General features: G+C 57.8%; 21 protein-coding genes. 14 read left to right on the top strand and 7 right to left on the bottom strand.

What is annotated here, in order from left to right:
- Nucleotides 1-358: 358 nt before the first annotated feature.
- The 3 genes from ACW5XC_RS03385 to ACW5XC_RS03375 form a co-directional block, all read right to left on the bottom strand.
- A complete protein-coding gene (locus ACW5XC_RS03385) occupies nucleotides 359-1,099 on the bottom strand; it encodes a YebC/PmpR family DNA-binding transcriptional regulator (RefSeq protein WP_005337681.1) in 741 nt (246 codons plus the stop codon).
- Nucleotides 1,100-1,201: 102 nt separating this feature from the next.
- Nucleotides 1,202-2,968 carry an aspartate--tRNA ligase gene (gene aspS / locus ACW5XC_RS03380; protein WP_005337684.1) on the bottom strand — a complete coding sequence of 589 codons (1,767 nt, stop codon included), beginning with the start codon at nucleotides 2,966-2,968 and terminating at the stop codon, nucleotides 1,202-1,204.
- 32 nt (nucleotides 2,969-3,000) lie between these two features.
- The gene (locus ACW5XC_RS03375) at nucleotides 3,001-3,252 is read right to left on the bottom strand and encodes an FmdB family zinc ribbon protein (protein ID WP_005337686.1); all 252 of its coding nucleotides are present in this window, start codon (nucleotides 3,250-3,252) and stop codon (nucleotides 3,001-3,003) included.
- Between the two features lie 162 nt (nucleotides 3,253-3,414).
- Between ACW5XC_RS03375 and ACW5XC_RS03370 the strand changes: the two genes are divergently transcribed.
- The 6 genes from ACW5XC_RS03370 to ACW5XC_RS03345 all read left to right on the top strand — a co-directional run bounded on the left by ACW5XC_RS03370 (nucleotide 3,415) and on the right by ACW5XC_RS03345 (nucleotide 9,611).
- On the top strand, nucleotides 3,415-4,263 hold the full coding sequence (locus ACW5XC_RS03370) for a DUF72 domain-containing protein (RefSeq protein ID WP_042056501.1): 849 nt from the start codon (nucleotides 3,415-3,417) through the stop codon (nucleotides 4,261-4,263).
- Between the two features lie 275 nt (nucleotides 4,264-4,538).
- Nucleotides 4,539-5,285: a carboxy-S-adenosyl-L-methionine synthase CmoA gene (cmoA, locus tag ACW5XC_RS03365; RefSeq protein ID WP_042056499.1), complete on the top strand. Its 747-nt coding sequence runs from the start codon at nucleotides 4,539-4,541 to the stop codon at nucleotides 5,283-5,285.
- Nucleotides 5,282-6,259 carry a tRNA 5-methoxyuridine(34)/uridine 5-oxyacetic acid(34) synthase CmoB gene (cmoB, locus tag ACW5XC_RS03360; RefSeq protein WP_042056497.1) on the top strand — a complete coding sequence of 326 codons (978 nt, stop codon included), beginning with the start codon at nucleotides 5,282-5,284 and terminating at the stop codon, nucleotides 6,257-6,259. Before cmoA ends, cmoB begins: the two co-directional genes overlap by 4 nt.
- Before the next feature lie 52 nt (nucleotides 6,260-6,311).
- Nucleotides 6,312-7,100 (top strand): ATP-dependent zinc protease family protein, encoded by a 789-nt coding sequence (locus tag ACW5XC_RS03355; protein WP_005337698.1) that lies wholly within the window; start codon nucleotides 6,312-6,314, stop codon nucleotides 7,098-7,100.
- A gap of 3 nt (nucleotides 7,101-7,103) precedes the next feature.
- Complete coding sequence (locus tag ACW5XC_RS03350; protein WP_005337699.1) at nucleotides 7,104-8,642, top strand: inactive transglutaminase family protein; 1,539 nt, start codon at nucleotides 7,104-7,106, stop codon at nucleotides 8,640-8,642.
- A 3-nt stretch (nucleotides 8,643-8,645) separates the two neighbouring features.
- Nucleotides 8,646-9,611, top strand: coding sequence for an alpha-L-glutamate ligase-like protein (locus ACW5XC_RS03345; RefSeq protein ID WP_005337700.1), 966 nt, complete (start codon nucleotides 8,646-8,648; stop codon nucleotides 9,609-9,611).
- Nucleotides 9,612-9,911: 300 nt separating this feature from the next.
- On the opposite strand, the gene ACW5XC_RS03340 is transcribed toward ACW5XC_RS03345, so the two are convergent.
- Nucleotides 9,912-10,514 carry a peroxiredoxin C gene (locus ACW5XC_RS03340; protein ID WP_005337701.1) on the bottom strand — a complete coding sequence of 201 codons (603 nt, stop codon included), beginning with the start codon at nucleotides 10,512-10,514 and terminating at the stop codon, nucleotides 9,912-9,914.
- 146 nt (nucleotides 10,515-10,660) lie between these two features.
- On the opposite strand from ACW5XC_RS03340, the gene ACW5XC_RS03335 reads away from it, so the two are divergent.
- From ACW5XC_RS03335 to ACW5XC_RS03325, 3 genes are all read left to right on the top strand, one after another.
- On the top strand, nucleotides 10,661-11,569 hold the full coding sequence (locus ACW5XC_RS03335) for a hydrogen peroxide-inducible genes activator (protein WP_005337702.1): 909 nt from the start codon (nucleotides 10,661-10,663) through the stop codon (nucleotides 11,567-11,569).
- A gap of 194 nt (nucleotides 11,570-11,763) precedes the next feature.
- On the top strand, nucleotides 11,764-12,213 hold the full coding sequence (locus ACW5XC_RS03330; protein ID WP_042056492.1) for a C40 family peptidase: 450 nt from the start codon (nucleotides 11,764-11,766) through the stop codon (nucleotides 12,211-12,213).
- A 311-nt stretch (nucleotides 12,214-12,524) separates the two neighbouring features.
- Entirely contained in the window at nucleotides 12,525-12,701 is a 177-nt protein-coding gene (locus ACW5XC_RS03325; protein ID WP_005337704.1) for a hypothetical protein, read from the top strand.
- Between the two features lie 168 nt (nucleotides 12,702-12,869).
- On the opposite strand, the gene dsdC is transcribed toward ACW5XC_RS03325, so the two are convergent.
- Nucleotides 12,870-13,814, bottom strand: coding sequence for a DNA-binding transcriptional regulator DsdC (gene dsdC / locus ACW5XC_RS03320; RefSeq protein ID WP_042056489.1), 945 nt, complete (start codon nucleotides 13,812-13,814; stop codon nucleotides 12,870-12,872).
- 222 nt (nucleotides 13,815-14,036) lie between these two features.
- Between dsdC and dsdX the strand changes: the two genes are divergently transcribed.
- From dsdX to ACW5XC_RS03305, 3 genes are all read left to right on the top strand, one after another.
- Complete coding sequence (gene dsdX / locus ACW5XC_RS03315) at nucleotides 14,037-15,374, top strand: D-serine transporter DsdX (protein ID WP_042056486.1); 1,338 nt, start codon at nucleotides 14,037-14,039, stop codon at nucleotides 15,372-15,374.
- A gap of 16 nt (nucleotides 15,375-15,390) precedes the next feature.
- Complete coding sequence (locus tag ACW5XC_RS03310) at nucleotides 15,391-16,722, top strand: D-serine ammonia-lyase (RefSeq protein ID WP_042056485.1); 1,332 nt, start codon at nucleotides 15,391-15,393, stop codon at nucleotides 16,720-16,722.
- Nucleotides 16,723-17,030: 308 nt separating this feature from the next.
- The gene (locus tag ACW5XC_RS03305) at nucleotides 17,031-17,207 is read left to right on the top strand and encodes a hypothetical protein (RefSeq protein ID WP_005337712.1); all 177 of its coding nucleotides are present in this window, start codon (nucleotides 17,031-17,033) and stop codon (nucleotides 17,205-17,207) included.
- Between the two features lie 72 nt (nucleotides 17,208-17,279).
- On the opposite strand, the gene icd is transcribed toward ACW5XC_RS03305, so the two are convergent.
- Both icd and ACW5XC_RS03295 read right to left on the bottom strand, forming a co-directional pair.
- Nucleotides 17,280-18,533, bottom strand: coding sequence for an NADP-dependent isocitrate dehydrogenase (icd, locus tag ACW5XC_RS03300; RefSeq protein WP_005347179.1), 1,254 nt, complete (start codon nucleotides 18,531-18,533; stop codon nucleotides 17,280-17,282).
- 156 nt (nucleotides 18,534-18,689) lie between these two features.
- Entirely contained in the window at nucleotides 18,690-19,565 is an 876-nt protein-coding gene (locus tag ACW5XC_RS03295; protein ID WP_042056482.1) for a helix-turn-helix transcriptional regulator, read from the bottom strand.
- Between the two features lie 129 nt (nucleotides 19,566-19,694).
- On the opposite strand from ACW5XC_RS03295, the gene manA reads away from it, so the two are divergent.
- Nucleotides 19,695-20,894 carry a mannose-6-phosphate isomerase, class I gene (manA, locus tag ACW5XC_RS03290; RefSeq protein ID WP_042056480.1) on the top strand — a complete coding sequence of 400 codons (1,200 nt, stop codon included), beginning with the start codon at nucleotides 19,695-19,697 and terminating at the stop codon, nucleotides 20,892-20,894.
- 864 nt (nucleotides 20,895-21,758) lie between these two features.
- On the top strand, nucleotides 21,759-23,399 hold the full coding sequence (locus ACW5XC_RS03285) for a methyl-accepting chemotaxis protein (RefSeq protein ID WP_005353179.1): 1,641 nt from the start codon (nucleotides 21,759-21,761) through the stop codon (nucleotides 23,397-23,399).
- Nucleotides 23,400-23,514 lie beyond the last annotated feature (115 nt).

The following is a 23,514-nucleotide window of genomic DNA, read 5'->3' as shown; positions in this document are numbered from 1 at the left end:
TCGACATCCCAACCTGTCACTCTGTATTGATGGGCACCTGTGATAACAAGAGCACGCCCCATCACCTCCTCTCCCCTACCCGCAACGAATTACCCTGACGGGCAGATGTGAGCAGTCAACGCCATCTCAAGAGCTATAGGTGTGATAAACAGGATACGCGGAGCCTCGCTAACGCAACGCAGCAGAACTGCCGACTGGCATGAATAGAGCAATGATAATGCGCAGATAAAGCGGGAAAGACTGTCAGTGAAGAGAGTTGTTGCGCCGGTTGCGCAACCGACACATCAGCAGTTGCCACGATGCAAAGATAAAAAAATGGCAGCCATCTGGCTGCCATCGGGAGAGCACGATTCAGCGATCAGAGGGTCGCAGCGACTTCATCGGAGATGGAGCCGTTGTGATACACCTCTTGCACATCGTCCAGATCTTCCAGCATGTCGATCAGACGCATCAGCTTGGGTGCAGTTTCTGCATCCAGCTCCGCTTCGGTGGAGGGGATCATGGTCACTTCGGCGCTCTGGGCCTTGAAGCCGGCAGCTTCCAGACCGTCCAGCACGGTACCGAAGTCGTTCGGGGTGGTGTACACCTCGATGGTGCCATCCTCTTCGGTGACCACGTCATCGGCGCCCGCTTCCAGCGCGGCATCCATCAGGGCATCTTCGTCTACGCCCACGAAAGTCAGCAGACCTTTCTTGCTGAACAGATAGGCAACGGAGCCGTCGGTACCCAGGTTGCCACCGCACTTGCTGAAGGCGTGACGCACTTCGGCTACGGTACGGTTACGGTTGTCGGTCAGGCACTCTACCATCACGGCAGAGCCAGCCGGGCCGTAACCTTCGTACACGATGGTCTCGAGCTGTTCGCCATCGCCACCACCGGCGCCACGCTGAATAGCACGGTTGATGGTGTCGCGGGTCATGTTGTTGGTCAGGGCGGCAGTCACCGCAGCACGCAGACGCGGGTTGTTGGCCGGATCGGCATCACCCAGACGCGCGGAGGTAGTGATTTCGCGGATCAACTTGGTGAAGATCTTGCCACGCTTGGCGTCCTGAGCGGCCTTGCGGTGTTTGATGTTGGCCCATTTACTGTGACCTGCCATAGAGACTCTCCGTTATTTTTTAAATGTCAGTAACACTGATCATGACTAACCCAAGGGAAACACAGAGGCCGCACGGCGGCGGCCTCCGGTGCCGGTATCGGCTTACTCGTCGCCCTTGACGGTGGTTGCAATCGCCAGCTCACCCAGTTGGGCGGCATTGGCAAGGCTGGGGGCGTCTGTCATCAGACAGGCAGCCGCGGTCGTTTTCGGGAAGGCGATGACGTCCCGAATGTTTTCGGTGCCGGTCAGCAGCATGCTGAGACGGTCCAGACCGAAGGCCAGACCGGCGTGCGGCGGGGTACCGTACTTCAGCGCATCCAGCAGGAAGCCGAACTTCAGGCGCTGCTCGGCCGGGGTGATACCCAGGATGTCGAACACGGTGGATTGCATCTCGCTGTTGTGGATACGGACAGAGCCGCCACCCACTTCGTAGCCGTTGATCACCATGTCGTAGGCGTTGGCGTAAGCACCCACAGGGTTGGCTTTCAGCTCGGCCGGGCTCATGTTGCTCGGCGCGGTGAACGGGTGGTGCATGGCGGCCAGACCACCTTCACCATCTTCCTCGAACATCGGGAAGTCGATGACCCACAGCGGTTTCCAGCTGTTCTCCAGCAGGCCCAGATCGCGACCCACTTTCAGACGCAGGGCGCCCATAGCATCGCAGACCACTTTCTTGCTGTCAGCGCCAAAGAAGATGATGTCGCCGTCGGCAGCGCCGGTACGAGCCAGGATCTCGCGCACGATGGCGTCAGAGAGGAACTTGGCAACCGGAGACTGCACGCCTTCGATGCCGTTGGCGGCTTCGTTGACCTTCATCCAGGCCAGGCCCTTGGCACCGTAGATGCCGACAAACTTGGTGTACTCGTCGATCTGCTTGCGAGAAAGCTCGGCACCGCCCGGTACTTTCAGGGCTGCCACACGGCCTTTCGGATCGTTGGCGGGGCCCGCGAACACGGCGAACTCGACAGCAGTCAGCAGATCGGCCACATCGACCAGCTCCATCGGCAGACGCAGATCCGGCTTGTCGGAGCCATAGCGACGCATGGCTTCGTCGAAGGTCATGATCGGGAAGTCGCCCAGATCCACGTTCAGGATGTGCAACCACAGTTTGCGGATCATCTCTTCCATCACTTCACGCACTTGCGGCGCGGTCATGAAGGAGGTCTCCACGTCGATCTGGGTGAATTCCGGCTGGCGGTCGGCACGCAGGTCTTCGTCACGGAAGCACTTGACGATCTGGTAGTAGCGATCGAAGCCAGACATCATCAGCAACTGCTTGAACAGCTGGGGTGATTGCGGCAGAGCGTAGAACTTGCCCTTGTGCACGCGGCTCGGCACCAGATAGTCACGGGCACCTTCCGGGGTGGCCTTGGTCAGCATCGGGGTCTCGATATCGAGGAAGCCGTGCTCGTCCATGAAGCGGCGTACGAAGGCGCTGGCCTTGGCACGGGTCTTCAGGTACTTGGCCATCTCGGGACGACGCAGATCCAGGTAGCGATACTTGAGGCTGATCTCTTCGCTGTTGACCTGATTGAAGTCCAGCGGCAGCGGCTCGGCACGGTTGATGATGTTGAGTTCGTGGGCGAACACTTCGATGGCGCCAGTGGCCATGTCGCTGTTGCGCTGGGACTCGGGACGGGTGCGCACCACGCCGGTCACCTGGATGCAGAACTCGCCGCGCAGCTCGGAGGCCAGGGCAAACGCGTCCGGCTTGTCCGGATCGAAGAACACCTGAACGATCCCTTCCCGGTCGCGCATATCGATAAAGATCAGACCGCCGAGATCACGACGACGATGAACCCAACCGCACAATGTAATGGTCTGCCCTGCATGGGCCTCATTGACCTGTCCGCAATAGATAGAGCGCATGGACTTCTTCCTTCGAAATTGTAGAGAGACGGTTAACCTTGGGCCGCCGGGCACGACTGGCAAGCACCGTCTGTCTCACAGCTGGCCAGATTCTTTTTCTTACCCGGTTTGAAATCAGTCTCGTACCATCCGGTTCCCTTGAGCCGGAAGCCTGCCGCCGATATCAGCTTGACCAGATTCGGCTTGCTACAGGCCGGACAGTCGGTCAGGGGGGCATCGGAAAGCTTTTGCAGTTTTGCCAATTCATGGCCACAGACGTCGCAACGATATTCGTAGATAGGCATGGGTCACAAGAAATTGAAAAACAAAAGGGCTGGCATTATAGAGGAAAACCCCCTTTTGGGTAAAATGGCCAGCAGCCTCCTTTCGCCAGTTTTTTGCACTCGATGGCAAAAAGCGGGCAAAAAATCGGCACGAATGCACCAAGAGCGAAGAGAATAGCCATCATGAGCCTCTATTTGGGCCTGCCGCAGTGGTCCCACCCCCGCTGGCCAGGCCAGTTGCTGGGCCTTGGCGCCAAGCCTGCCGAACACCTCGCCCACTATGCGACCGTCTTCAACTCGGTGGAGGGTAACACCACCTTCTACGCCCTGCCGACACTGGACACGGTACAGCGCTGGGCCGATGCGGTGCCCGCTCACTTTCGTTTCAACTTCAAATTTCCGCAAACCATCAGCCACCAGAGCGATCTGGTGAGCGCAGACAAACAAGTCGCCGACTTTATTCGCCTGCTCGCCCCGCTGCACGACAAGCTGGGGCTGCTCACCCTGCAGTTGCCCGCCCGTTTCGGGCCACAGGGGCTGGCCAGACTGGCGGCCTTCATCGATCGGCTGCCGCGGGCGTTTCGCTACGTCCTCGAAGTGCGTCACCCTGAGTTCTTCGCCAAGGGGGAGGCCGAGCGGGCATTGAACCGGCTGCTGATGGAACAGGGAGTGAACCGGGTGATGCTCGACAGCCGGCCACTCTTCTCGGTGCCAGCAACCACGCCAGCCCTTGTCGATGCCCAGGGCAAGAAGCCACGCCTGCCGGTACATCTGCTGGCCACCGCCAACGCCCCCATGGTGCGCTTTATCGGCCTGCCGGATCCGGCGGCCAATCACCCCTTCCTGCCCAGCTGGCTCCCCCACTGGCGCCAGTGGCTCGTGGAGGGGAAAGATCTCTACCTCTATATACATACTGCCGACAACGCCCAGGCACCTGAGGTGGCCCGCCAGATCACCCGCTTGCTGGAGCAGGAGATGGCCCCCTGGCCGGGGGAAAACGATCGCGCACGGCAGGGAGTGCTGCGCTTTTAGCCAACCCATTCTGCGGCCATCGTTTCGCTGCAAAAAAAGTGCTTTTTTGTGGCGTGGCAAGCCCTGGCGTCAAGACAAACGGCCATCAATCCTCTACACTACCGCCCCAAGTAAGGGTCCGGAACATGGCCCGTACGAACAGGAACGGTCCAAAGGATTTCACGACCAGCCACCCCGTTCGTAAACAGGTGATAAATCTACTCTGATGGGTGTCACCCAACGACTCAATTGAACAATACAGCCGGGTGATGTCCCGACTGTCAGGTTGCGCCAGCATGCATACCAAAGATCAAATTTTTGCCGCCCCGATCGCCCGATTGGGTGACTTCTGTTTTGACGAACAGGTCGTCGACGTGTTTCCCGATATGATCCAGCGCTCGGTGCCGGGTTACAGCAACATCATCTCTGCCATCGGCATGATGGCCGCCCGCTACGCCCAACCCGAGAGCCGACTCTATGATCTCGGCTGCTCACTGGGCGCCGCGACCCAGGCGATGCGTCGCCATGTCAGCCAGCCCGGCTGCCGCATCACCGCGGTGGATCTCTCCCATCCGATGATCGAGCGCGCCCGCGCCCACCTCTCCGGTTTCAAATCCGAGGTGCCGGTGGAGCTGGTGGAGGCGGATATCTGCGACATCGAGATCGAGAACGCCTCCGTGGTGGTGCTCAACTTCACCCTGCAATTTGTCGAGCCCGAAAAGCGGGCAGTCCTAATCCAGCGCATTCACGACGGTCTGCGCCCGGGCGGGATCCTGATCCTGAGCGAGAAGTTCCGCTTTGAAGATGAACCGGTCAACGAGCTGCTCATCGATCTGCACCTCGACTTCAAGCGGGCCAATGGCTACAGCGAGCTGGAGATCAGCCAGAAGCGCACTGCCCTTGAGAACGTGATGCGCACCGACAGCCTGCCGGTGCATCAGGCCCGTCTGCGGGATGCCGGTTTCGTCCATCAGGATCTCTGGTTCCAGTGCTTCAACTTCGGCTCCATGATTGCCATCAAATCCAGCGACGCCCAGCCATGATCGACTTTGCCAATTTCTATCAACTGATTGCCAAAAACCGGCTGAGCCACTGGCTGCATACCCTGCCCGCCCAGCTGCACGCCTGGCAACATGACAACCAGCATGGCGACCTGCCGCGCTGGAACCGCGCCCTCAACAAGCTGCCGGTGGTCTCCCCCGGCAACGTCGAGCTGAAAAGCCGGGTCGAGATTGGCTCGGCCGAGAGCCTTGGCGAAGGTGAACGCAAGAAGGTCGAGAGCCTGCTGCGCCACTTCATGCCCTGGCGCAAGGGGCCGTTCACCGTACACGGCATCCACATCGATACCGAGTGGCGCTCTGACTGGAAGTGGGATCGGGTGCTGCCCCATATCAGCCCGCTCGAAGGCCGTTACGTGCTTGATGTGGGCTGCGGCAGCGGCTACCACCTCTGGCGCATGGTGGGTGAAGGGGCTCGGCTTGCAGTCGGCATCGATCCGAGTCCGCTGTTCCTCTGCCAGTTCGAGGCCATTCGCCACTTCGCCGGCAACGACCAGCGCGCCCACCTGTTGCCGCTCGGCATTCAGGAGCTGCCGGAGCTGCGGGCCTTTGACACCGTCTTCTCCATGGGGGTGCTCTATCACCGCAAATCCCCCATCGAGCACATCGAGCAGCTGCGCAATCAATTGAAAGATGATGGCGAGCTGGTGCTGGAGACGCTAGTGATTGACGGCGGTGTCAACGACGTGCTGATGCCCACCGATCGTTACGGCAAAATGCGCAACGTCTGGTTTATTCCCTCAAGCCGCGCCCTCAAGCTGTGGGTCGAGCGCTGCGGCTTCACCGACGTGCGGATAGTAGACGAGAATATGACCAGCACCGACGAACAGCGTCGTACCGACTGGATGATTAATGAATCCCTGAGTGACTATCTGGATCCAGACAATCCGGCACTCACGGTAGAAGGACACCCGGCGCCGAAACGTGCCGTACTGATTGCCCGCAAGGCCAAAGACTAGCCGATGGCGATTCAGGAAGTTACACTGACCCAATTCCAGGAAGCACAGTTAAATGAATGACATGAAAAGCAAATTAAAAGGAATGACCCTGCTCTCCCTGCTTAGTCTCGGCGGGTGTGTCAATATGGAAAAAGCGCCTCAGGTCCCAGCTCTGACGCTGGCCGAGCTTCGTAGCGAGCTGAGCCAGAGCGAGCAGCGCCTGCAAACATCCATGGAACAGCAACAGAAGCAGTATGTGCAGCAACAGCACCTGCTGGTTCAGCTCAACACAGATGTCACCAATATGAAAGAGTCCGTCAAGCAAGTAGACCACAAGCTCGCCACCCTCCCCTCCGAGCCGCCCAAGCCGATGGCCATCCCCACCGAGAAGTGCCCGGCCCCCAATCAGGGTCACACCATCGATGGCAAGCTGATGGTCGGTGAAGCAGAGTGGATCTGGGTTGATGCGGCCAACGACGCCTTCCAGGCGCGGGTCGATACCGGTGCGACCACCTCCTCCATCAGTGCGCAGGAGATCACCATTTTCGAGCGCAACGGCAAAAACTGGGTGCGCTTCTTCCTGAGCCATCAGGAAGTGGACGACAAGATCCAGATCGAAGCGCCGCTGGTGCGCCATGTGCGGGTGCGTCAGGCCTCTGCCGACGATCTGGACCGCCGTCCGGTAGTGCGTCTGGCCGTGCGCATTGGCGACATGACCGAGAAAGCCGAATTTACCCTGAAAGACCGTAGCGACATGACCTTCCCTGTGCTGCTGGGTCGCGAATTTTTGAAAGACATCGCCGTGGTTGATGTGGCCCGCGAATATATCCAACCCAAACCCAAGCTCAAGGATGTGAAATAATCCATGGTTTCCCGTAAGCCGTTCTATTTGCTGGTAGCCCTGCTGTACATTGTCGGCCTGGGGATGACGATCTATCACCATATCGCGTTGGATGTGCCGCTGACGCCCGGTGAAAAGCGCCAGATCTGGTCCATCGAAGCCAAGCTGGAGTTTGAGGCGACCGGTGAGCCGGTGATCGCCTCCCTGGCCATTCCGGGCACCCAGCCCGGTTTCACCCTGATGAACGAGAACGCCGCCAGCCCAGGCTACGGCCTCTCCTTTGTCGAAAAAGATGGCGATGCCCGCGCCGAGTGGTCCATCCGCACCGCCTCTGGCCGTCAGGAGCTCTACTACCGCGTCGACATGATGGCGGATGCCCACGCCAAACCGGCCGCCAATCCGCAGCCGCCTGCCATCGAGAAGCAGATCGAGAGTGAGCCTTACGCCACCGCGATGAAGCAGATCCTCGAGCGGGCACAGGAGCGCTCTGCCGACGGCTACACCCTGACTCGCGAGATCATCAAGGAGATCGAGAAGCAGGAGCAGAACGCCGAGCTGCTGAAAAAGCACAAGAGCCGCGCCAACCTGATCGCCGAGCTGCTCAACAATGCTGACGTCCCCACCCGCGTGGTGCATGCCCTAAATCTGGAAGATGGCCGCCGTCGTCAGGAGCTGGTGGATTACCTGCAGGTATTCAACAGCCCGACCGACTACAAGCTGTTCAACCCGCAAACCGGTGAACAGGGTCGTCCGGCCAACCTGCTGCTGTGGGAATATAACTCCGGCGCCCTGCTGGACGTGACCGGTGGCCATAACTCCCGTGTCAGCTTCTCGATGATCGAACAGGAACAGCCGGTGAGCGTTGCTCTGGCGCAGAAGTTCGAAAAATCAGAGATGATGAACTTCTCCATCCACAGCCTGCCGCTGGAAGAGCAGACTCTGTTCAAGGGCTTGCTGCTGATCCCGATCGGCGTGCTGATGGTGGTTTTCCTGCGGGTTCTGGTGGGGATCAAGACCTCAGGTACCTTTATGCCTGTGCTGATCGCGGTCGCCTTTATCCAGACCTCGCTGGTCACCGGCCTCATCGGCTTCCTGCTGATCGTCGGCACCGGTCTCATCATCCGCTCCTACCTGTCGCGGCTTAACCTGCTGCTGGTCGCCCGAATATCGGCCATCATCATCATGGTTATCTCGATGATCGGTATCTTCTCGGCGTTCGCCTTCAAGCTGGGGCTGACCGATGGCATGAAGATCACCTTCTTCCCGATGATCATCCTCTCCTGGACCATCGAACGGATGTCCATCCTGTGGGAAGAAGAGGGCCCGAAAGAGGTATTCCGCCAGGGCGGCGGCTCTCTGCTGGTTGCCGTCATCGCCTATCTGGCCATGGATAACGAGCTTATTCGTCACCTCACCTTCAACTTCCTCGGCCTGCAGCTGGTGCTGATGGCGACCGTGCTGTTGATGGGTAACTACACCGGCTACAAGCTGAGCGAACTGAAGCGCTTCAAGCCGCTGGTGGACGAGATGAAATCTGGCGTCACCCCGGGTAAGGACAAGTAACCGATGTGGTTCTGGGAAAAATACACCACCCCGTGGAGCCTGTCCCAATCAGGCATCCTCGGCATGAACAAGCGCAACCACTCCTACATCAGCCGCTACAATCCACGCAGCCTCTATCCGCTGGTGGATGACAAGCTGCAGACCAAGCAAATTGCGCTGGATGCAGGCGTTACCGTGCCTGAGCTGATCGGTACCATCCGTGCCCAGCACGATGTGGGTCGCATCACCGAGCTGGTAAAAGATTGGCCGGGATTCTGCATCAAGCCGGCCCGTGGCTCGGGCGGCAAGGGGATCCTGGTGATCCTGCGTCAGGAAGATGGCCTCTTCTATAAACCCAACGGCAGCGCCTCCAACGGTCAGGATCTGGAGCGCCATGTCTCCAACATTCTGGCGGGGCTCTATTCGCTTGGAGGCAAGCCCGACGTGGCACTGGTGGAAGGCCTCATCAACTTTGATGATGTGTTCGACGGCTACTCTTTTGAAGGGGTACCCGATGCCCGGGTGATCATCTTCAAGGGGTTCCCGGTGATGGCGATGATGCGCCTCTCCACCGCCGCCTCCGACGGCAAGGCGAACCTGCACCAGGGCGCCGTGGGGGTGGGTCTGTGCCTGCGTACCGGTCGTGCCCTGCGGGCGGTGCAGTTTGGCAATCCGCTGCGCCACCATCCGGATACCGGCCTCGACCTCTATGAGCTCAAGGTCCCACACTGGGATACCCTGCTCACCCTGGCAGCCTCCTGCTACGAGATGTCGGGTCTGGGCTACATCGGGACCGACATGGTGCTGGACAAGTTCCGCGGCCCCATGCTGCTGGAGCTCAACGCCCGTCCTGGTCTTGCCATCCAGATCGCCAACGGTCGCGGCCTGGTGCCCAATCTCAAGACCATCGAGAAGCTGGGGCAGGTGAAGATGAACGTGGAGCAGCGGGTCAATTTCGCCAAGGATCACTTCGGGATCTTTGAGGAATAACGCCTCCGTTTGTGAACTGAGCGCGCCTATGGCGCGCTTTTTTTTACGACTGATGTTTGTCTGTCGTCACATACCTTCCCAACCATAGGATCAGCACCTCATTTCGAAACGACGAGTACACCAGCGAACGGCAGCTTGGAATAGCGAGGAGAGCGATGGAACGATGGAACGATGGAACGATGGAACGATGGAACGATGGAACGAGAAGAGTGTGACCGGCGATGTCAGGGGGATAGATGACTCACAGGTATAAAAAAACCGGCGCCAAGACGCCGGTTCTTCAAGGAGAGTACGACCCGATTACAGGGAGTCAGCATTCTCGGACAGGTACTTGGCAACGCCGTCCGGAGAGGCTTGCATACCTTTTTTGCCTTTTTCCCACTGAGCAGGGCACACTTCGCCGTGCTCTTCGTGGAATTGCAGGGCATCGACCATGCGCAGCATCTCGTCAATGTTGCGGCCCAGCGGCAGATCGTTGACAACCTGATGGCGAACGACACCGTTCTTGTCGATCAGGAAGGAGCCACGGAACGCCACACCGGCTTCCGGATGCTCAACGTCATAGGCTTTGCAGATTTCGTGTTTCACGTCGGCGATCAGCGGGTACTTGACCTGACCGATACCGCCATCTTCCACTTTGGTGTTACGCCATGCGTTGTGGGAGAACTGGGAATCGATGGAAACACCGATCACTTCCACGCCACGCTTCTGGAACTCTTCATAACGGTGATCGAAGGCAATCAGCTCAGACGGGCAGACGAAGGTGAAATCGAGCGGGTAGAAGAAGACAACGGCAGCTTTGCCTTTGATGTGGGATGACAGGTTGAATGAATCAACGATCTCGCCATTACCCAGAACAGCTGCGGCGGTAAAATCGGGTGCGGGACGGCCTACCAATACCATATTCAATTCCTCTTTATGTGAAGTGAACAATCCGGTGAGGATTGGGCTACCTAGAGCCAAGTCCATCTAATTCAAGCGACAAACTATAGACCCGGTGGTAGATTAGTTAAATCAAATTAAATAGATAGCATTAATCGGGTTTTTCTATGCAACGTTGGCCCAGCCTCAAACAGCTGCAATATCTGGTCGCTCTCGATGAGCACAAGAACTTTAACCGCGCCGCCAAGGCCTGTCATGTCAGCCAGTCGACCCTGAGTACCGGGATCCAGACGCTGGAGGACATGATGAACCTGCAACTGGTGGAGCGGGACCACAAGAGCTTCATTATGACCCCGGTCGGCATGGAAATCGTCGAGCGCGCTCGCAATTTACTCTCCGATGCGCGGGATCTAATGGAGCTCGGGCAACATCAGGGCGGCGTGATGCAGGGGACGGTACGTCTGGGCTGCATTCCCACCATCGCCCCCTTCCTGCTGAGCAAGCTGCTGAAAGAGTGCAGCAAAACCTATCCTGACCTCGAATTGTTGCTGCGTGAAGACACCACCAGCAATCTGCTCAAGCAGCTGGAACAGGGTCAGCTCGACTTGCTGATCCTTGCCTTGCCCATCGAGATCGGGGGATTTCACTGCAAGACCGTCGGCCAGGATCCGTTCCACATGGTGATGCCCGCCAGCATGGCGGCCGGTCTGCATACCCCGTTCGACTACAAGGAGCTGCCCAACCAGAGCATCTTCCTGCTGGAGCGGGAGCACTGCCTCACCGAGCACGCAGTGAGCGCCTGCCGCCTGCGGGACAAGAGCAAGATCAACCCGTTCGCTGCAACCAGCCTGCACACCCTGGTGCAGATGGTGGAAGCGGGCCTTGGCACCACCTTCCTGCCGCAGATGGCCATTGATGCCGGCATTCTTGCCAACTCCGATCTGGTGGCCATCCCGCTGCCGGGAGAGACCTCCTATCGCGAAATCGGGCTGGTCTGGCGCCCCAGCACCACCCGGGTACAGACCTTCTACAAACTGGCCGAGCTGCTTAAACCGCTGATCAGCCACAACGAGTGACAACAAACGCCAGCCCTCAGGTTGGCGTTTTTCAGTTCCCCGCCACATTTTTCCTCTCGGAGACTAGGTCTGGAGCCAGATCCCTGTTTATGATGGAAAAGTTGTCGCGTGTCCTCCTGCAGCAAGAACGATTTGGCAGGATATGGCGCTCGATAAATGTCTCGTTTGGTAGACCCGTCCGTGGAGAGAGCCCGATGTATCGCAAGCTGCTGCTATCCCTGCTGACTCTGCTGCTGGCCGCCTGTTCCAGCACGCCGGAGCCGCCTCCGGCCCCCCGGCAGAGCAGTGCCTTTGATGGCTTCTACCAACAATGGCGCGGTGTTCCCTACCGCATGGGCGGCGCCAGCCGCGCCGGGTTAGACTGCTCCGCCTTCACCCAGCTCGCCTACAGTCAGGTGCTGGGCTTCAACCTGCCAAGAACCACCGAATCTCAGGCCACCATTGGCAAACCGGTGGATCGCTACCGGCTGCAACACGGGGATCTGGTCTTCTTCAAAACCGGCTGGCAACAGTACCATGTGGGGGTCTACACAGGTGCCGGCGAGTTTATTCACGCCTCCACCAGCAAGGGAGTGATCCGCTCCCGCCTCGACAACGTCTACTGGAACAGTCGCTACTGGCAGGCACGTCGGGTGACCCAGTAACCACTCAAACGCCTGCTTACGGCACAAGTTGCGTGCCGATACTCTCCGTCAATCCATGTCGCTATGTCGGGACACACAACCCACGCTTATAACTCAATTGGCCCCAAAGCCTGCATATCACACCATTTTGTGATAAGGTGGTGGCCAATTTTTAACACTTTCGCCTCTTTCTCATACGCTCTCTGTCCTGATTGACAACAAGCGAGGCGATAACAAGCAGCGCGCGGCGAAAGTGGAGTGTGGCGCAACACTGCCGGACGGGTGGCCCACAGCTGCAGTATCAAGGGTTAAATAGATAAGGAGATCGTGCAATGAAACAGTATCAAAGCTGGCTAGGGCAATACCTGATGAGTCGCCGTGACGGTGACCACGCCATGGCATGCGAGATGGCGAGTTCCATCTGCGAGTTCTGGCAGCAGCAGGGTGATGAAAACGAACTGGACAAGTGGCAGCAGATTTACCAGAACCATCTGGAAAAGACCACCTGATCCCGACCGTTGCCTTGCTGCCCGCCACCCGGTGTTGGCAGCAACGCCACTCGCGACCAACCACCATCAGCCAACCCCTCTCCCCCAATTTTCCCGCTACGTTAAACCACTACCTTCGTTCACTCGCGCTTTACCATCTTCATTTTGCTCTTGCGCACCGGCCTCTGTTCATTCCATCTCGACGGCCATTTCCTGCGCCCAGTCGATAAAGGCCTGGATCTTGGGACACGCCCGATTGGGCAGGGTCGCCATGTAATAACGCTGCTCGCACTTGACCTCCAGCCCGGCAAAAGGGGCCACCAGCTCGTTGCGTGCCAGTCGCTTGCTCACCAGATTCTTGCGCCCCATGGCGATCCCGGCGTGATTCATGGCGGCGATGATGGCGAGATCCGAGCGATCAAAACCCATGCTCAGCTGGCATGCCTCGAGGCTGACCCCGGCGTGGCGAGCCCAGCAGCTCCATTCGTCGGTATCCGAGTCAAATCCCCATGCCTGCCGATCATGGAGCAAACGGCACAAGGACAAGTTGGCGGGATTGCCGACAAGCCCGTGCTGCTCGGCATATTCCGGGCTGCAGACCGGCAGCATGAACTCATCCATCAGCGGGTGGATGGCAAGCCGCTCCGGGCTCTTCTCATCGAAATAGAGGGTCAAATCGATGCCATAGCCATGCAGGTTGATGTTCTCGTTGCCGGTGATGATATTGAGCTCGATCTGCGGATGCAGGCGGGAGAAATCAGCCAACCTGGGCACCAGCCAGCACTGGGCGATGGAGGGACGCGAATAGATGGTCAGGGTACCGGAGAGCTCCTGATTCTTGATCTCCAGGATCTCCTGATTGATGAACTCCAGCGAGGATTTGAGCGCCCAGAACACCCGCTGCCCATCCGCCGTCAGTACCACCTTGCGGTGAAAACGCTCAAAGAGCTTGAACCCCAGCTCCTCTTCCAATGCGCTGATCCGGTGACTCACGGCACTGGGGCTCAGCGACAATTCATCAGCTGCCATGGCAAAGGATCCGTGGCGGGCGGCCGCCTCGAAGGTGTGCAGCTTGGCCAGCTGGTAGCCACTCAGCAGCTTGTTGCGCGATATGTAATTATCCCCGTTATACATTCATCCCCCTCTTCGCAATGGCCACCTATGATACACCCACAGGCCGCCTTCAGGATGAATTCAAAAGACCCAAAGGATGTGATTTCGATAAATTGTGACCAATGTGGCGCCTTTGCATCACCTCAACTCATCCAAGAAGCGAATTTCATCATTTGTCAGCACAGCCCCATTTTCATTCAATAAGCGCATAAATCTTCCCTTATTACATCGTAGAGGCGCAGTATGAATTCTGAAGTGTGGGTCGTCGGTACCTTGCTGACTAGCATCATCCTGATTGTCGTCACCATCGTGAAGGGCAAAGTGCATCCTTTCCTTGCCCTGCTGCTGGCGAGCTTCTATGTCGGCACCCTGATGGGGATGAACCCAGTCAACATGGTCAATGCCATGGAAGCGGGCATTGGTGGCACGCTCGGTTTTCTCGCCGCCGTCATCGGTCTTGGCACCATACTCGGCAAGATGATGGAGGTGTCAGGGGCGGCGGAGCGCATCGGTCTCGCCCTGCAGAGATGCCGCTGGCTCTCGCCGGATGTCATCATGGTGCTGGTGGGTCTGGTGTGCGGCATCACCCTGTTTGTCGAAGTCGGCGTGGTACTGCTGATCCCGCTGGCCTTCTCCATCGCCCGCAAGACCAATACCTCGCTGCTCAAGCTGGCTATTCCGCTCTGCACTGCCCTGATGGCCGTGCACTGCATAGTGCCGCCGCACCCTGCTGCCCTCTATGTCACCAATCAGCTGGGCGCCGATGTGGGTTCCGTCATCGTCTATGGTCTGGCGGTCGGCCTGTTTGCCTCGCTTATCGGCGGCCCCCTGTTCCTCAAGCTGCTGGGTAACCGGCTCCCGTTCAAGGAGGTGCCAGCCGCCTTTGCCGACATCAAGGCGCGCGATGAGGCAACTCTCCCGACCTTAAGCGCCTCGCTCTTTACCGTGCTGCTTCCCATCCTGCTGATGCTGGCCAAGACGGTCGCCGAGCTCAATATGGAGCACGCCAGCCACCTCTACACCGTGCTGGAGTTTATCGGCAACCCCATCACCGCCATGTTTATCGCCGCCTTCACCGCCTACTACGTGCTGGGGATCCGCCAGCAGATGAAGATGGAAGGGCTGCTCAACAAGACCGAGGAGTGCTTCTCCTCCATCGCGAATATCCTGCTCATTATCGGTGCGGGCGGCGCCTTCAACGGCGTGCTCAAGGCAAGCGGGCTGGGCGATAGTCTGGCCACTATCCTCTCACAGCTGGATATGCACCCGATTCTGCTCGCCTGGCTGGTGGCTATCGTGCTGCACGCCGCCGTGGGCTCCGCTACCGTTGCCATGATGGGCGCCACCGCTATCGTCTCCCCCATCATGGTGCACTACCCAGATATCAGCCCGGAGATCATGACCCTGGCCATCGGCTCCGGCGCCATTGGCTGCACCATGGTGACTGACTCTCTGTTTTGGCTGGTCAAGCAGTATTGCGGCGCCACCCTGAACGAAACGCTCAAGTACTACACCACCGCCACCTTTGTTGCCTCCCTGATGGCGCTGGCCGGTACCTTCCTGCTCTCCTATATCGTGTAACAAGACCGAGAACACTATGAAAAACATCGACGTACAACAGCTCACCGCACAATTTCCACTGGTGCAATCCCTGATCGCGCTTGAGCCAGTCACCTGGTTCAACCCCAACACCACCACTCTGGCTGCCGGTCTGCCCTATGTGGGGCTCGATAACAACAATGTGGCGGACGCTTCCGCTCGGCTGGCCCGCTTCGCCCCCTACATGTGCGAAGCCTTCCCCGAAACCCGCGCCAGCAACGGTATTCTGGAGTCCGACATCGCCGCCATTCCGGCGATGCAGGCCACGCTCAATCAGCGCTACGGGGTTGAGATCACCGGTCGACTGCTGCTCAAAAAAGATAGCCACCTGCCCATCTCAGGCTCCATCAAGGCGCGAGGCGGTATCTACGAGGTGTTGACTCACGCCGAACAGTTGGCGATCAAGGCTGGTCTGCTGCGGGAAGAGGATGACTATCGCAAACTGTTCAGCGACGAGTTTCGCAAGTTCTTCAGCCAGTACAGCATCGCAGTGGGCTCCACCGGCAACCTTGGCATGTCCATCGGCATCATGAGCGCCAAACTGGGCTTTACCGTCACCGTCCACATGTCAGCCGATGCGCGGGAGTGGAAGAAGCGCAAGCTGCGCGAACACGGCGTCATCGTGGTCGAATATGCCGAAGATTACGGGGTGGCGGTGGAGCAGGGGCGCAAAGAGGCCGAGCGCGATCCCAACTGCTTCTTCATCGACGACGAGAACTCCTGCACCCTGTTCCTCGGCTACTCGGTGGCGGGCGAGCGGGTGAAAACGCAGTTCGACCAGATGGGTATCAAGGTGGATGCCGACCACCCGCTGTTTGTCTACCTCCCTTGCGGCGTGGGTGGCGGCCCGGGCGGCGTGGCCTTTGGTCTCAAGCTCGCGTTCGGAGACAACGTCCACTGCTTCTTCGCCGAGCCCACTCACTCCCCCTGCATGTTGCTGGGGGTCCACACCGGATTGCACGATGCCATTGCGGTGCAGGATCTGGGCATCGATAACCTCACCGCAGCCGACGGCCTCGCGGTAGGTCGCGCCTCCGGCTTCGTCGGCCGCGCCATGGAGCGGTTACTGGCGGGCTTCTACACCCTGAGCGATCAGGAGATGTATGACCTGCTGGGGCTGCTGGCGCGCGATGAACAGATCACACTCGAGCCCTCCGCTCTGGCTGGTATGGCCGGCCCGTGGCGGGTGGCAGCCAATCCCGAGTGGCTAACCGGGCGCGGTTGCGATGCCGCAACCATGGCACAGGCCACCCATCTGGTGTGGGCCACCGGCGGTGGCATGGTGCCCGCCGAAGAGATGGCAAAGTACCTGGCCAGCGCCAAGATCTAGGCTGTTTTGCCACTTTTATCTGCAAATCAACCCGCCATCACGGCGGGTTTTCTGTTGTGGGAACAAGGGGATGGGGCCGTTCTGTCGCAATCCATGGCGACAATTTCCCCAAATTGGTCAGTTTGTGCTAAAATGGCGCTCATTTTTTGACATCTCGCGTCACGTTCGCCGCCAGATGGCCCATCGGGCTCTCTGCCCGGGTCGTGACTTTGCACCATCATGCCTGATGATGTTCCCCCCAGGATGAGCCGACAGGCTTCCGTCAAGGTGGGCACCCTCAAGGGCACATGAGATAAGGAGATCGGGTAATGAAACAATATCAAAGCTGGCTGGGAGATTATCTGATGAGTCGACGTGACGGAGATCACGCGATGGCTTCGGAACTTGCCAACACCATCTGCGCCTTCTGGAAGGCCCAGGGTGATGAAGCAGAAACCAGCAAATGGCAGCAACGCTATCAGCAACACGTAGAGCAGGCGCAATAAGCCCCTTCACTCTTTCGCGATAAAAAAACCGGCGCACATGGCGCCGGTTTTGCGTTTCTGGCAAGCAGCAGATTACATCTGGTCGATCATGTCCTGAGCAAACTGGGAGCAGGAGCGCAGGGTGGCCCCTTCCATCAGACGCTCGAAGTCATAGGTGACGGTCTTGTTGCGGATCGCCGCTTCCATCCCCTTGATGATGAGATCGGCCGCTTCAACCCAACCCATGTGGCGCAGCATCATCTCGGCGGAGAGGATGAGGGAGCCCGGGTTGACCTTGTCCTGACCGGCATACTTAGGTGCAGTGCCGTGGGTCGCTTCAAACAGGGCCACGCCGTCACCGATGTTGGCACCCGGCGCGATGCCGATACCGCCTACCTGAGCGGCCAGCGCGTCGGAGATGTAGTCGCCGTTGAGGTTCATACAGGCGATGACGTCATACTCGGCCGGACGCAGAAGGATCTGCTGCAAGAAGGCATCGGCGATGACATCCTTGATGACGATGGTCTTGCCGGTTTTCGGGTTCTTGAAGGAGCACCAGGGGCCGCCGTCGATCAGCTGGGCACCGTACTCGTTCTGGGCCAGAGCATAGCCCCAATCCTTGAAGGCACCTTCGGTGAACTTCATGATGTTGCCCTTGTGCACCAGAGTCACGGAGTCGCGATCATTGTCGATGGCATACTCGATGGCGGCACGCACCAGACGCTCGGTACCCGCCTTGGACATCGGCTTGATGCCGATACCGCAGGACTCGGGGAAGCGAATTTTCTTCACGCCCATCTCGTTTTGCAGGAAGGCGATCACCTTGTTTGCTTCGGCACTGTCGGCCTTCCACTCGATACCGGCGTAGATGTCTTCGGCGTTTTCGCGGAAGATCACCATGTCGGTCAGATCAGGACGTTTCACCGGGCTCGGGGTGCCGTCGTAGTAACGCACCGGGCGCAGGCAGATGTAGAGATCCAGCTCCTGACGCAGGGCTACGTTGAGGGAGCGAATACCGCCACCGACCGGAGTAGTCAGCGGGCCCTTGATGGCCACGCAATATTCGCGAATGAAATCCAGGGTTTCGGCCGGCAGCCAGGCACCTTCGCCATAGACATGAGTCGATTTCTCGCCGGTATAGATCTCCATCCAGGCGATCTTGCGCTCGCCCTTGTAGGCTTTCTCGACCGCAGCATTCACCACATTCAACATGGCCGGGGTTACGTCAACACCGATGCCATCCCCTTCAATAAACGGAATGATCGGATGGTTGGGAACCTGCAGCTTGCCGTTGGCATCGACTGTGATTTTCTGACCCTGGGTCGGGATTACTACTTTGCTTTCCATCGGCATCTCCTAACTTCCGTTTGTTATCAACTTGTTTGTTGCGCGCGGCCATCTTAGCCCATTCATTTTCATAATAAAACGACAAGAAAGCATGTCAGACCAAAGAGGTAGCCACCCGCAAGTGCGCCGTCACCACGCCTTCCCGACCCAGCCCCGTTATCCCTCCAGCTCGCTGGCCGCAGCCTGCGGCTGACTCAGGGAGCGGTACTGGGAAGGGGTCAAGCCGGTCTTCTGTTTGAACACCCGGCAGAAGTAGTTCACGTCACTGTAACCGCAGCGACTGGCAACCTCCTCAAGACGAAAGCGGTACTTTTTCAACATGAATTTGGCCCGATCGATCCGCACCCAGCTGATGTAATCGGCAAGGCGCATATGACCCTGCTCGCGGAACAGGTGGGAGAGATGGCTGGCCGAGACGTTGAAGCGGTGGGCAATGGAATCCCGGGTGATGGGGCGGTGAAAGTTCTCCTGGATATAAATGCAGATCCCGTGAAAGAGCTCTGCCCCCCGTGGCCGATCCGTGGCGGACTCCAGCAACAGCTGACGGGCACTCGCCAGCAGGGCCTGCAGCAGGTGATCATCGGTGGGGGAGCGACCAGGATCCTCGGTCAGTACGTTCAGCGCCGCCAGAATGTGTTCGATCACATGGCCCGCCCGCGCCATGATGCTGTGCTTTTGCACATCGAAGAAATCGGGATCTTCACGGCGCTTGCTCACCAGGCTGAACCCCAGCTGGCGTTTGCCAAACAGCAGGCTCAGCACCGAGCAGTCGGTGGTCCAGAGCGGCTTGTTCCAGCCGTTGGGAGGGATATAGAGCGCCTGTCCCGGCAATACACTGATCTCTCTGACCCCCTCCTCCTTGTCCCAAATTTGGTTGAGATACTCGCCACTAAAGACCAACTCGAGGCGAGGAAAGTTGACCTGATAGCTGAAACTGGGTGGCACCCCCTGTTCACTGGCAAACCAGATTTGGTCAAATGGAACCTGTTCGCTCAGGGCTCCGTCGAGCAGTTGGCTGAAGATGAGAGACATGGTGATCCTGATCAAGAGAGAGGCAAGCGGTTGCGGCGCACACGACCGCCCATGTTATAGTCCGGTCCACAGCAGTAATGCCACCCTTTTCTGCACCCGATTTTCTTCAAACTAGACGAGGCGTCCCTTATGAGCAGTAGCGATCTGCCCTCCTTTCTGTTGATGCAAAACCCGATTCAAGGCTATGACTGGGGCAGTCATGACTCCCTCACCACCCTGTTTGGCATTCCCAACCCGCAAGGCAAACCCCAGGCCGAGCTCTGGATGGGGGCTCACCCCAACGGCTGCTCCGAGGTGACGCTGGCGGGCAGTGTGCAAAAGCTCTCTTCGGTGATCGACAGGGCTCCGGCCGCCGCGCTGGGTGAGGCCACCCTCGCCCGTTTTGGCAGCCTGCCATTCCTGTTCAAGGTGTTGTGTGCCGAGAAGGCTCTCTCCATTCAGGTGCACCCGAGCAAGGCTCAGGCCGAAGCGGGCTTTGCCAAAGAGGAGGCCGCAGGCATCGATATCAAGGCGAGCAATCGCAACTACAAGGACCCGAACCATAAGCCGGAGCTGGTCTTTGCCCTCACCCCCTATCAGGCGATGAACGGCTTTCGCGCCATTCCCGCCATTCTGGCACTGTTCGAGCGGGTCAATCTGGCGGCCATCACCGATCTGACCGCAGCCCTTGCCGCCAGCCAGAATGAAGCAGGCCTGCAGCACTTCTTCCACCAGCTGCTGGTACTGGAAGGGGTGCGCAAGGACGAGGCGCTGGCAGGGCTGCTAACCTATGCCGCAGCCCATCAGGATGAGGAGACGTTTGCCCTCATCACCAGTCTGGCGGCCCAGTACCCGGGAGATGTGGGCCTCTTCTCGCCGCTGCTGTTGAACGTGGTGACCCTCAAACCCGGTCAGGCGATGTTCCTCGATGCCTGCACCCCGCACGCCTATGTGCGCGGCACCGGCCTCGAGATCATGGCCAACTCCGACAACGTGCTGCGCGCCGGCCTCACCCCCAAATACATCGATGTGGCAGAGCTTTTGGATTGCACCCGCTGCTTGCCCAAGCCGAACGACCAGATCCTGCTGGCCCCCCGCTGTGATGGCGCGGTACAGCACTTCGACGTGCCGGTACCTGACTTCACTTTCAGCGTCTACCCAGCTGGCGAGCACCAGCTCACCACTGCCAGCGCCGAGATCCTGTTTGCCATCGATGACACAGTGACCCTCAAGCAAGGCGAACAGTCACTGCGTCTGGAAAAGGGGCAATCTGCCTTTATTCCTGCAGCGACTGGCAGTTATCAACTGCTGGCCGAAGGGCGGGTCGCCCGCGCCGGCAACCGCTGCTAATCAGCATAAGAGCCGACTCTCGTTGGAGGGGGAATATGCCTCCCCCTCCCAACAGAGCAATATGGCCTACCAGTCAAGTCCGTCTGTATCTCTACTGCTCTCTTATGCCTACCTTCCTTCAGGCATCTCGCTCTGAAGTCCATCCCTGACTGCATCCTGCCTACAACCAGCTCCACAGGTTTGTCGCCTGAGCTTGGCGCTCCCCTGATGCAGATGACTTGGTTTGCTGAAACGAAGAAAATTCCAGCCTGCACAAGCAACGGCAACACTCTGAGTATCCGGCTAAAATGGAGGCAATAAAAATAACAACTCTACCCTCTACTATTTTCACCCCCTGATGAAAACTAAAACAGCACATAGATGCATCGCCATTAAACCTTTCCCCAGCCATCATCATTCGGTCTGTAAACATTTAGCACACGTAGTCATACAGAACCATTAATAATACAAACGAAAGGAATCTCTTTTGAATTTCCAAGATGCGGCCCTATTTTTTAGTCGTTCTATAATTTAATCCCAAGCAGACCATTCGATCTTTGCTGAGAATAACAGCATAAGAAATAAACATTAACGTACTGATATATAAGCATATTTATTTTTAATCCTACTTTAAATTGACATAATCCGTAAAAAAGCTAGGCCGCATTAACTGACAATCCAATCAATTTAAAGACAGGGTAATGAGAGATTTGATATTTATTTTTTGATATGCCAGCCAAACCTCATCGCAGTAAAGAAATAGACCTTAAATACCCTCTGTGATTAAGATCTCTTTTATTTGATTTATTTTTAAGGTATCACATCCATTCGCCGCTATAAATTTCACACAAAGATCCCCTGACAAAAATAGATAAAAGAGGATATATGCTGACAAAAATGACAATTGGGCAAAAGCTGACCATGGCGTTTACCACTCTCGCTTTGTTGATGCTGGGTTTTGCCTGGTTTGCCACTTTACAACTCTCCAATATTTACCGTGACGCCAGTGAGGTCAGCGACAATATCGTTCCCTCCATCCGGGCATCCAGCCAGATGCATGTGTCCTTGCTGGACGCTCGCCGTGCCGAACTGAACATGGTGATAGATGCACTGGGCAAGGATCCCGACTCCCTCAACAGCAGCACACAGTCTTTCGAAGCGGCAAAGAGTCAGTACATGGCCGCCGAGCAACGGTATGGATCGATGCCTTTTGTGTCGGAGCGAGATCGCAACATGTTTGCAGAGCTGAAAACTGCAGCAGCCAAATATTTTTCAGCCCATGGTGACTTGGAAACAGCCATACGGCAGGGAGATATTGCCAAGGTGCAGTCGCTGATCAAAAACGAATCTCGTGCAGCCCTCGAGCAGGCAGGACAGGATGGTCTGGAGCTTCGCAAGGAGAACGATCGGGTTGCCAACCTGCTGACCAAGCAGAGTGAGGCTTCCTATGAACGGGCAAAACTGCTGAGCACTACCGTCGGTGCGCTAACCTTGTTGTTCGTCGTTATTGTGGCCTGGCTGCTGATCCGGCAGATCCGCAATCCTGTGATGACCCTGCTGGAGCAGACCCGCCAGGTGGCGGCAGGCAACCTCACCAGCCAACTCGACATGAAGCAATTCTCCCATGACGAGCTGGGTAAGCTGGCTCAAGGGTTCAACGAGATGCAATCCAATCTGCGCATGCTGGTCAACGAGGTCTCCGGCTCGGTAGTGCAGTTGGGTGCGGCCGCCGAAGAGATCAGCGCGGTGGCACAGCAATCGGCCAACAACATGGGCGCCCAGCAACATGAGCTCAATCAGCTGGCCACAGCCATGAACGAGATGCAAGCCACGGTGCAGGAGGTGGCCCGCAACACCAACGACGCCGCCAGCGCAGCAACGTCGGCCAGCGACACAGCCGCACAAGGCAGCGAGACCGTCAATGACTCAATCGGCAGGATTGAAAAGGTGGCTACCGCCATCGAAGAGACAGCTCTGGTGATCCGCCAGCTGGGTGATGACAGCCGAAATATCGGCATGGTGCTTGAAGTCATTCAGGGGATTGCCGAGCAAACCAACCTGCTGGCACTGAATGCGGCAATCGAGGCAGCCCGAGCCGGTGAACAAGGTCGTGGTTTCGCCGTGGTTGCAGATGAAGTCCGCACTCTGGCCAAACGAACCCAAGACTCCACTTCCCAGATCAACCACATCATCTCCGAACTGCAGCAGCGTGCTAACGAAGCGGGCGTCACCATGCAACAGAGTCAGGATATGATGTCCGAGACGGTCCATACTGCTCGCGAAGCGGGAGCCTCTATTGCTGAAATAAGCAGCTCGGTTAACAGTATCTCCCACATGAATATTCAGATTGCCACCGCAACTGAAGAGCAGGGGGCGGTAAGCGAGGAGCTCAATCGCAATGTAGTCAACATCAGCAATGCCTCGGAAGAAGTGGCGACCGGCGCCAAACAAATGGCTCAGGCTTGCAACGACCTCAACCTGTTGGCAACACAACTGCAGGAGGTTGTACGCAAGTTTCGGACATAACGCCCGATTCTCCTCCCCTCATTCATCAGCTCAATAAGGCTGAAGCACTAAACAGCCCGCCATTCATAATAGTGGCGGGCTTTGTCAAATAAGGAACCATACAAAACCCGAAGAC

This window comes from Aeromonas sp. 25-AL00135 (assembly GCF_054052385.1).
Note: the sequence above shows the minus strand (reverse complement) of the source record. Positions and strands in the feature narration are given on the sequence as shown.

What these genes read in the sequence shown, in the direction of transcription:
- ACW5XC_RS03385 (WP_005337681.1), bottom strand. Translation starts at nt 1,099, where the DNA reads ATGGCAGGTCACAGTAAATGGGCCAACATCAAACACCGCAAGGCCGCT.
- aspS (WP_005337684.1), bottom strand. Translation starts at nt 2,968, where the DNA reads ATGCGCTCTATCTATTGCGGACAGGTCAATGAGGCCCATGCAGGGCAG.
- ACW5XC_RS03375 (WP_005337686.1), bottom strand. Translation starts at nt 3,252, where the DNA reads ATGCCTATCTACGAATATCGTTGCGACGTCTGTGGCCATGAATTGGCA.
- ACW5XC_RS03370 (WP_042056501.1), top strand. Translation starts at nt 3,415, where the DNA reads ATGAGCCTCTATTTGGGCCTGCCGCAGTGGTCCCACCCCCGCTGGCCA.
- cmoA (WP_042056499.1), top strand. Translation starts at nt 4,539, where the DNA reads ATGCATACCAAAGATCAAATTTTTGCCGCCCCGATCGCCCGATTGGGT.
- cmoB (WP_042056497.1), top strand. Translation starts at nt 5,282, where the DNA reads ATGATCGACTTTGCCAATTTCTATCAACTGATTGCCAAAAACCGGCTG.
- ACW5XC_RS03355 (WP_005337698.1), top strand. Translation starts at nt 6,312, where the DNA reads ATGAATGACATGAAAAGCAAATTAAAAGGAATGACCCTGCTCTCCCTG.
- ACW5XC_RS03350 (WP_005337699.1), top strand. Translation starts at nt 7,104, where the DNA reads ATGGTTTCCCGTAAGCCGTTCTATTTGCTGGTAGCCCTGCTGTACATT.
- ACW5XC_RS03345 (WP_005337700.1), top strand. Translation starts at nt 8,646, where the DNA reads ATGTGGTTCTGGGAAAAATACACCACCCCGTGGAGCCTGTCCCAATCA.
- ACW5XC_RS03340 (WP_005337701.1), bottom strand. Translation starts at nt 10,514, where the DNA reads ATGGTATTGGTAGGCCGTCCCGCACCCGATTTTACCGCCGCAGCTGTT.
- ACW5XC_RS03335 (WP_005337702.1), top strand. Translation starts at nt 10,661, where the DNA reads ATGCAACGTTGGCCCAGCCTCAAACAGCTGCAATATCTGGTCGCTCTC.
- ACW5XC_RS03330 (WP_042056492.1), top strand. Translation starts at nt 11,764, where the DNA reads ATGTATCGCAAGCTGCTGCTATCCCTGCTGACTCTGCTGCTGGCCGCC.
- ACW5XC_RS03325 (WP_005337704.1), top strand. Translation starts at nt 12,525, where the DNA reads ATGAAACAGTATCAAAGCTGGCTAGGGCAATACCTGATGAGTCGCCGT.
- dsdC (WP_042056489.1), bottom strand. Translation starts at nt 13,814, where the DNA reads ATGTATAACGGGGATAATTACATATCGCGCAACAAGCTGCTGAGTGGC.
- dsdX (WP_042056486.1), top strand. Translation starts at nt 14,037, where the DNA reads ATGAATTCTGAAGTGTGGGTCGTCGGTACCTTGCTGACTAGCATCATC.
- ACW5XC_RS03310 (WP_042056485.1), top strand. Translation starts at nt 15,391, where the DNA reads ATGAAAAACATCGACGTACAACAGCTCACCGCACAATTTCCACTGGTG.
- ACW5XC_RS03305 (WP_005337712.1), top strand. Translation starts at nt 17,031, where the DNA reads ATGAAACAATATCAAAGCTGGCTGGGAGATTATCTGATGAGTCGACGT.
- icd (WP_005347179.1), bottom strand. Translation starts at nt 18,533, where the DNA reads ATGGAAAGCAAAGTAGTAATCCCGACCCAGGGTCAGAAAATCACAGTC.
- ACW5XC_RS03295 (WP_042056482.1), bottom strand. Translation starts at nt 19,565, where the DNA reads ATGTCTCTCATCTTCAGCCAACTGCTCGACGGAGCCCTGAGCGAACAG.
- manA (WP_042056480.1), top strand. Translation starts at nt 19,695, where the DNA reads ATGAGCAGTAGCGATCTGCCCTCCTTTCTGTTGATGCAAAACCCGATT.
- ACW5XC_RS03285 (WP_005353179.1), top strand. Translation starts at nt 21,759, where the DNA reads ATGCTGACAAAAATGACAATTGGGCAAAAGCTGACCATGGCGTTTACC.